Genomic DNA, 7173 nt, shown 5'->3' with positions numbered 1-7173 from the left:
CCCCAGCCCCCCACCCCAGCCCCCCCACCCCAGCCCCGGCCTCCCCAGCCCTCCCTGGCTCTCGGCTCCCGGCCTCCAGCCTCCCGACCCGCCGTCCCTGGATCCGTCGGCCACCCACTTCGGGCCTCGGCCACCTCACCTGCTCCGACCACCCAGCCCCTCCGCTCCCTGCCTTCCGCCTCCTGCCTTCCCTGGCCCTTGGCCACCCCGCCCCTGAGCCTTCCGCCCCTGCCTCCGCGGACAGCCCACCTTCCTCCCGGCCCGCCACGGTCCTCCCATGGGACCGGAGCCCCCGGAAAGCCGAGATGACCGGGGTTGTTCATAAGGGGTTGTGGCGGGTGTCATAGGGGTGTCAGGGCGGGTGGAGATATCTGGAGCGTGGATCGCAGAGCGTTTCTCGCCGGTGTGGGCCTGGCGCCCCTGATGTCCGACCGTGCCACGGCCAGGAGCCGGAGCGTGGGGGATCCGTTCACGTTGGGGGTGGCGTCGGGTGACCCGTCCAAGGACGGGTTCGTGCTGTGGACCAGGCTGGCCACCGACCCCCTGGGCCTGAACGGGCGCGGGGGGATGGCGGCCAGGGATGTGGACGTGGAGTGGCAGGTCGCCGCCGACGAGCGGTTCGCCTCCGTCGTCAGGTCCGGTACGGCTACCGCCGCCTGGAAGGACGCGCACAGCGTGCACGTGGAGCTGGCCGGCCTCCAACCAGGCCGGGAGTACTTCTACCGCTTCCGAGCCCAAGGCCACCTGTCCCCGACGGGCCGCACCAGAACCACCCCGACCGGGGAGAGCTCGCCCCTGCGGTTCGCGGTCGCCGCCTGCGCCCACTACGAGCACGGCTACTACACCGCCTACCGCCGCCTGGCCGAGGAGGAGCCGGACCTGGTGGTGCACCTGGGCGACTACCTGTACGAGTACGGGCCGAGCGGCTACACCGCCCTGGCCGGCCGCGTCCGCACGCACACGCCTGGCAAGTGCGCCACGCTGGCCGACTACCGGCTGCGGCACGCGCAGTACAAGAGCGACCCCGACCTCCAGCGGGCCCACGCCGCCGCGCCGTGGCTGGTCGCCTTCGACGACCACGAGCTGGAGAACAACTGGGCCGGCCCGGTCTCCAGCACCGGAGCGCCGGCCTTCGCCCGCCGCCGGGCCAGCGCCTTCCGTGCCTACTACGAGAACATGCCGCTACGCCGGGCCTCGCTCCAGGGCGCGGTGCTGCGCGTCAACCGGCGTGTCTCGTGGGGCACCCTGGCCCGCTTCCACCTGCTGGACACCCGGCAGTTCCGCGACGACCAGGCCTGCCTCGACGGGGTGCGGGCCGGGTGCGACGAGCGGCTGTCCGGCGGGCGCACGCTGCTGGGCCGCGCGCAGTGGGACTGGCTGGCCGGCGGGCTGGGCGCGCCGGACGTGCGCTGGAACCTGCTCAGCCAGCAGATCCTGATGATGCAGCGCGACTACCGGCGCGGCCCCGGCCGCGAGGTGAACCTCGACTCCTGGGACGGCTACGCCGCCGAGCGCACCCGCCTGCTGGGCCTGATGACGCGGGCCTCGAACCCGGTCGTGCTGACCGGCGACGCGCACATGCACCACGACGCCGAGCTCAAGCTCGACTTCGACGACCCCGGCTCGCCGGTGGTCGCCCGCGAGCTGGTGACCTCCTCCATCGCCAGCGACGGCGACGGCTACCGCGACCGGGCGTGGATCGCCGAGTCGCTGGCCGAGAACCCGCACCTCAGCTATCTCGACCAGCGCCGCGGCTACCTGGTCTGCCGGGTGGACGGCGAGGGTCTGGCGGCCGACTTCCGCACCCTGGAGTACATCTCCAAGCGCGGCGCCGCCGCCAGGACCACGCACCGCCGGCTCATCCCAGCTCAGCCAGCTCCGCGGCGGTGAGCTCCAGCTCCGCGGCCCGCGCCGAGTCGCGGGCCGACTCGGGCCGGCTCGCGCCCGGGATCGGGATCAGCACCGGCGAGGAGGCCAGCAGCCAGGCCAGGCAGACCTGCTGCGGGCTCACCCCGCGCCCGGCGGCGACCCGGTGGAAGGGACCGGGCTCGAACGCGGGCGCGCCCGGGTCGAGGGAGCTGCGCGAGATGCCGCCGAGCGGGCTCCACGGCAGGAAGGCCACGCCCAGCTCCTCGCAGGCGCGCAGCACAGGCTGGCTGTCGCGCACCAGCGGCGAGTACTCGTTCTGCACCGACACCAGGTCCTCGCCGAGCACCTCGCGCGCCTGCAGAAGCTGCGCCACGCTGACGTTGGAGAGCCCCGCCGCGCGGATCTTGCCCTCGTCGAGCAGTTCGCGCAGCGTGCCCACGCTCTCGGCCCACGGCACTCGCGGATCCGGCTTGTGTAGCTGGTAGAGGCCGATCGCCTCGACGCCCAGCCGCCGCAACGACGCCTCGCACGCCCGGCGCAGGTGCACCGGCCGCCCGTCCACGCCCCACGACCCGTCGCCGGGCCGGGTGCGGCCGCCCTTGGTGGCGACGAGCACCTGCTCCGTGCGCCCGGCCAGCGCCCTGGCGACCAGCTCCTCGTTGTGGCCCTCCTCACCGGCGTGCCAGTGGTAGGAGTCGGCCGTGTCGATCAGCGTCACGCCGGCCTCGATCGCCGCGTGGATCGTCGCCAGCGCGCGTGCCTCGTCCGGGCGGTTCTCGATCGACAGGGGCATCGCGCCCAGGCCGACCGGCCACACCTTCGTCGCGCCGAGCCGTCTCATCGGACCTCCTCGATCGCGCTGTCCAGCCAGTCCCGGGTGTGGGAGAAGGCGAAGCCGAGGCTTTCGGCCCGGGCGTTGGACATGGCGTAGCCCCGGCCGAACGAGAACGGCGAAGCCGGCTCGCCGACGCTGAACCGGGCCGGTCCGATCCGCTGGCACAGGTCGAAGACGTCCAGCTCGCCGTGCGAGCAGGCGTTCAGCGGGCCGGTGAAGTCCTCCCCGGCCGCCCAGGCCAGCAGGCGGGCGATCTCGGCGTGGTGGATGAAGACCGAGCGGCGCGGCTCGGCGTGCACGAGCACCTCGCGGCCGTCGCGGATGTGCTCGACGTAGTGCCGCAGCCGGCCCGTCCACTCCTCGCCGCCCAGCACGTGCGCGGACCGTACGGTCACCACCGGGAAGACCGGGTCGGCCGCGAGCGTCGCCTCGGCCAGCCGCTTGGCCGCGCCGTACTCGAGCTCGCCGGCCGGCACCGGCTGGGCGAGCCAGCGCAGCGGGTCGGTCTCGGCCAGCGGCTCGGCCGTGTCCTGATCGGCGTAAACCTCGATGGTGGAGGTCATCACGTACCGGCCGACCCGGCCGCCGAACGCCTGCCGAGCCGCGACGGCGTCGGCCGGGGTGTAGCAGACCTGGTCGATCACCACGTCGAACTCCTGCGCGCGCAGGGCCGCCACGTCGCCCCGGTCGGCGACCAGATGCCGCACGCCGGGCGGCGGCTCGGTGGAGCCGCGGTTGACCAGCGTGACCGCCCAGCCCTCGTCCCGCAGCAGCTCGACGACCTGGCGGCCGAAGTACCGGTTCCCGCCGATGACACAAACCCTCTTCATGAGAACATGAGTCTTCCAGGGCTCCGGATCATGTTGAAGGCAGAAAAATGGGTATTGAGGCGATTCCACGAAAAGAACCACGGCAGATCCGCCCCGCCGCCGTGGAATCCCTGGACGGCATCGACGCCCAGCTCCTCGACCTGGTGCAACGGCAGGGCCGCATCACCCTGAGCGAGCTCGGCCGCCGCGTCCGGCTCAGCCCCGCCGCGGTCACCGAACGGATCCGCCGCCTGGAGGAGACCGGCGTGATCACCGGGTACGGCGCGGCCGTCTCCCTGCCCCACCTCGGCTACGGGCTGCAGGCCTTCGTCCGGGTCAACCCGCACGGCGGCTACGGCCTGCGCCACCCGCGCACCCAGCGGCTCACCGAGCGGCCCGAGGTGCTGGAGGCCCACCACGTGGTGGGCGAGGACTGCTGGATCCTCAAGGTCGCCGTCGCCGACACCGTCCACCTGGAGGAGCTGCTGGAGGAGATCTCCCAGCTCGGCCGGACGACGACCTCGATCGTCATGTCCTCCCCGGTGGAGCGGAAGGTCGTCACCCCGCTGGCCCGCTGACCGTCACCGGTCCTCGCGCAGGCGCAGGACGTAGGTCGCGGTGAGCGCGACCGCCCGGTCCTCGTCGCCCGTCAGCTCGGCGAGCGCCCGCGCCGCCGTGGGACCGGGGATGTCGGCGAGCGCCTGGGTCAGCCGCCGGCGCTGCTCCGACCCGGCCCCGGCGGCGAGCCGTTCGGTGAGCCCGGCCGCGATCCGCTCGGCCAGCTCCGGCCGCTCGGCCAGCGCGCTCAGCGCGTCGGCCGCGTCCACGTCGTTGGTGCCCTCCACCACGGTCTCGACCAGCGCCGGAATCGCCTCGGCCACGCCACGGGCCCCGAGCGCCAGCGCCGCCCGCCTGCGCACCACCACATCGGGATGGGTGAGCGCCTCGCGCAACACCGCGGTCGCCTCCTCGCCCGGCAGCTCGGCCACGGCCTGGACGGCCCGCTCACGCACCTCGGCCGCCGGGTCGGCGAGGCCGTCGGCCAGCAGCCCGAGTCCGTCCCCCGAGCGGGCCAGCGCCCAGCGCAGCGCCCCGGCGACGTTCGGGTCGGACTCGCTCAGCGCCGCCTCGACCAGCGCCGTCACCGGCACCTCCGCCGCCGGTGACAACACCGCGCTCTGCCGCCGCCCGGCGCTGGCCGACCCCAGTTCCTGCAGGAGCGAGACCACCTGGAGCACGTCCTCCCACCCGGCCGGTCCCGCGGCGTCGATCCGGCTCAGCCGGGTGAGCAGCTCGGTCTCGGCGGCGATCCGCTCCCGCGTCCGGCGGATGAGGTCGTCGACCAGGCCGGCCGGCGTGAACCCTGGATCGTCGAGCGCCCGCCCGACCTCCCGCAGCGACAACCCCAGCGAGCGCAGGCTCTCGATGTGGAAGATCCGCCGGATGTCGTCGGTGGAGTACTCCCGGTAGCCCGCGCCGCTGCGGCCGGTCGGCCGCACCAGGCCGAGCGTCTCGTAGTGCCGGAGCATCCGCGCGCTGACCCCCGAGCGCCGCGCCACCTCGCCGATCAGCACGTCCCCGTCACTCCTCCCGGCCGGCGCCGCCCAGGGCGACCACCCGCTTGGCCTCCTCGATCGCGAACGCGAACCCGGCCTCCGGGTCGCGCAGCAGCCGCTCGGTGGCGATCGCGTGCGCGCGCACCCCCGGCTCGGCCGCCTCCTTCGCCGCGCGCAGCGCGGGCTGGATCACCTCGCCGAGCGCGACCAGCGCCCGGCTCAGGCTGAGCTGCGTCTCCCGCCCGCCCCGGCCGAGCTGTCCGGCCAGCACCGCGGCCAGGCCGCTCTCCTCGCCCTCGGGCACCAGCGCGACCGCCGTGCGCCAGGCGGCTCGCGCCACCTCGTCGTCGGCGTCGGTCAGCAGCTCGCGGGTGATGGACGGCCACGCCCGCAGGTCGCCGATCTTGGACAGCGTGTGCAGGGCCTGGCTCCGGGCCTGCGCTCGCTCCGACCGGAGCTGGACGAGCAACCGGGGGACGGTCAGGTCCGCCGGCTGGCGGATGAGCGCCCAGGTCAGCATATCGCGCACGAAGAACTCGGGCTCGATCGCGCACCGCTCGACGAGCGGCTCGACCAGCCCGGGGTCGGGGGTCGTCCCGGCCGCCATCGCCGCGCGGAGCCGTACCGACGCGTCGCCGTGGGCGAGAGCCTGGTGAAGGGAGTTGGTGTCTTGCGTCATGGGCCCAGTGAAGGGCTTGTCATCGTGTCAAGGTCAAGCGCCTGACCGGGGGATTCAGCCGAAGGTGTACCCGAACAGGCCGGGCCCGCCGGCCAGCTTGCGCGGAGCGCCGGGGCGCAGACCGGCGTAGGGGCCGGGCCGCCGGATCCCGGGCAGGACCGAGACCGTGCCCCGGGCCGGCGCGGCGACGACCAGCGAGGCGAGCGGGCGGGCCAGGCCGAGTGCGCGGTAGCCGCGCCCCGACAGGCGGGTGACGGTGAGCGCGGAGCCGAAGTCGGCTCCAGGGCCCTTGAGCAGCAGGTTGCCCCGGCGGGTGAGGCCGCCCGAGCGGGTCCCGGCCAGCACCTGGACGGCGCTCTCGCCGGGGACGCCCACGGCGAGCTCGTCGTCGCCGTCGCCGTTCAGGTCCCCGGCGGCCAGCGAGGTGCCGAACCGGTCGAAGTAGCGCGGCTTGCCGTCCAGGGCGTTCTGGGTCCAGGCCTCCCGGCGGCCGGCGGCCAGGCCGCTCCGCGTGCCGTACAGGACGTGGACCATGCCGTCGCCGTAGTCGAGGGCGCGCTGGTTGGCGGTCAGGCCCTCGCCGGGGGAGCCGACGGCGAGGTCGGCGCGGCCGTCGGCGTCGAAGTCGCCGGTGGTCAGGGCGGCGCCGAAGGCGTCCCACTTCTCGGCGGAGCCCTTGAGCGCGCGGCTGTCCTGGGTCAGCAGCAGGGCGCGGCGGCCGGAGACGATGGTCACCGAGCCCTGGCCGTCGTGGGTGAGGCTGTCGGCGGGCGCGCCGACCGCGAGCTCGGCGCGGCCGTCGCCGTCGAAGTCGCCGGTGGCCAGGGCCGCGCCCCACTGGTCGGTGACCCGGCCCTGCTGCCCGATCCAGCCGGTGGCCTGGGTCAGGCGGGTCAGGCCGCGCATGCCGTACAGGAAGACCGCGCCGCCGGAGCCGTGCGTGGGAGCGCCGATGGCCAGCTCGTCGGCGCGGTCGCGGTCGAGGTTCCCGGCGGCCAGGGCCGCGCCGTAGCGGTCGGAGGCGGCTTTGGGCGCGCGCAGCGCAGGGCCGGGCCGCAGGCCGGTGGGCGAGCCGGTGAAGAGCTGGACCACGCCGTGGCCGTCGGCGCCGGCGACGGGCCGGCCGTGGAACTCCTCGGACGCGCCGACGGCCAGGTCGGCACAGCCGTCGCCGTCGAAGTCGCCGGTGGCCAGCGCCGAGCCGAAAGAGTCGCCGGGTTCGGCCTCGCCGGGGACGCCGGGGGAGTCCTGCGACAGCTCGGCGCGCCGGCCCGAGCCGTACAGCAGGGTGACGGCGCCGGCGCGGGCGTGCCCGCCGACGGTGGCGTACGGCGCGGCCACCGCCAGGTCGGCGCGGCCGTCGCCGTCGAAGACCCCGGCCGCCCCCGAGCAGGCGCCCTCGGCGGCCGGGGAGGAGGTGACGGC

At 75.0% G+C, this 7173-nt stretch carries 7 protein-coding genes; 2 read left to right on the top strand and 5 right to left on the bottom strand.

Going from position 1 to position 7173, the window contains the following annotated elements:
* The first annotated feature begins 456 nt into the window (after nucleotides 1–456).
* Complete coding sequence (locus AB0I67_RS43025; RefSeq protein WP_357936764.1) at nucleotides 457–1890, top strand: alkaline phosphatase D family protein; 1434 nt, start codon at nucleotides 457–459, stop codon at nucleotides 1888–1890.
* Here AB0I67_RS43025 and AB0I67_RS43020 read toward each other — a convergent pair.
* Together AB0I67_RS43020 and AB0I67_RS43015 are read right to left on the bottom strand one after the other, a co-directional pair.
* Nucleotides 1859–2710 (bottom strand): aldo/keto reductase, encoded by an 852-nt coding sequence (locus AB0I67_RS43020; RefSeq protein ID WP_357936762.1) that lies wholly within the window; start codon nucleotides 2708–2710, stop codon nucleotides 1859–1861. The genes AB0I67_RS43025 and AB0I67_RS43020 overlap by 32 nt on opposite strands.
* Nucleotides 2707–3534: a reductase gene (locus AB0I67_RS43015; RefSeq protein WP_357936760.1), complete on the bottom strand. Its 828-nt coding sequence runs from the start codon at nucleotides 3532–3534 to the stop codon at nucleotides 2707–2709. The genes AB0I67_RS43020 and AB0I67_RS43015 overlap by 4 nt, the downstream gene beginning before the upstream one ends.
* A gap of 101 nt (nucleotides 3535–3635) precedes the next feature.
* On the opposite strand from AB0I67_RS43015, the gene AB0I67_RS43010 reads away from it, so the two are divergent.
* The gene (locus tag AB0I67_RS43010; RefSeq protein WP_357936758.1) at nucleotides 3636–4091 is read left to right on the top strand and encodes an Lrp/AsnC family transcriptional regulator; all 456 of its coding nucleotides are present in this window, start codon (nucleotides 3636–3638) and stop codon (nucleotides 4089–4091) included.
* Between the two features lie 3 nt (nucleotides 4092–4094).
* Here the strand turns inward: AB0I67_RS43010 and AB0I67_RS43005 are convergent, their stop codons facing one another.
* The 3 genes from AB0I67_RS43005 to AB0I67_RS42995 all read right to left on the bottom strand — a co-directional run.
* Nucleotides 4095–5087, bottom strand: coding sequence for a HEAT repeat domain-containing protein (locus tag AB0I67_RS43005; RefSeq protein WP_357936756.1), 993 nt, complete (start codon nucleotides 5085–5087; stop codon nucleotides 4095–4097).
* 7 nt (nucleotides 5088–5094) lie between these two features.
* Nucleotides 5095–5748, bottom strand: a complete 654-nt coding sequence (locus tag AB0I67_RS43000) for a HEAT repeat domain-containing protein (protein ID WP_357936754.1) — start codon at nucleotides 5746–5748, stop codon at nucleotides 5095–5097.
* A 54-nt stretch (nucleotides 5749–5802) separates the two neighbouring features.
* A partial coding sequence (locus AB0I67_RS42995) for an FG-GAP repeat protein (protein WP_357936752.1) occupies nucleotides 5803–7173 on the bottom strand: 1371 nt, incomplete at its 5' end.

Origin of the sequence: Nonomuraea sp. NPDC050310 (assembly GCF_040655795.1) — a bacterium.
Lineage (GTDB): Bacteria > Actinomycetota > Actinomycetes > Streptosporangiales > Streptosporangiaceae > Nonomuraea.
Note: the sequence above shows the minus strand (reverse complement) of the source record. Positions and strands in the feature narration are given on the sequence as shown.

Bases quoted from the DNA above. Each gene is read 5' to 3' on its own strand.
- AB0I67_RS43020 (WP_357936762.1), bottom strand. From the start codon at position 2,710: ATGAGACGGCTCGGCGCGACGAAGGTGTGGCCGGTCGGCCTGGGCGCG.
- AB0I67_RS43015 (WP_357936760.1), bottom strand. From the start codon at position 3,534: ATGAAGAGGGTTTGTGTCATCGGCGGGAACCGGTACTTCGGCCGCCAG.
- AB0I67_RS43000 (WP_357936754.1), bottom strand. From the start codon at position 5,748: ATGACGCAAGACACCAACTCCCTTCACCAGGCTCTCGCCCACGGCGAC.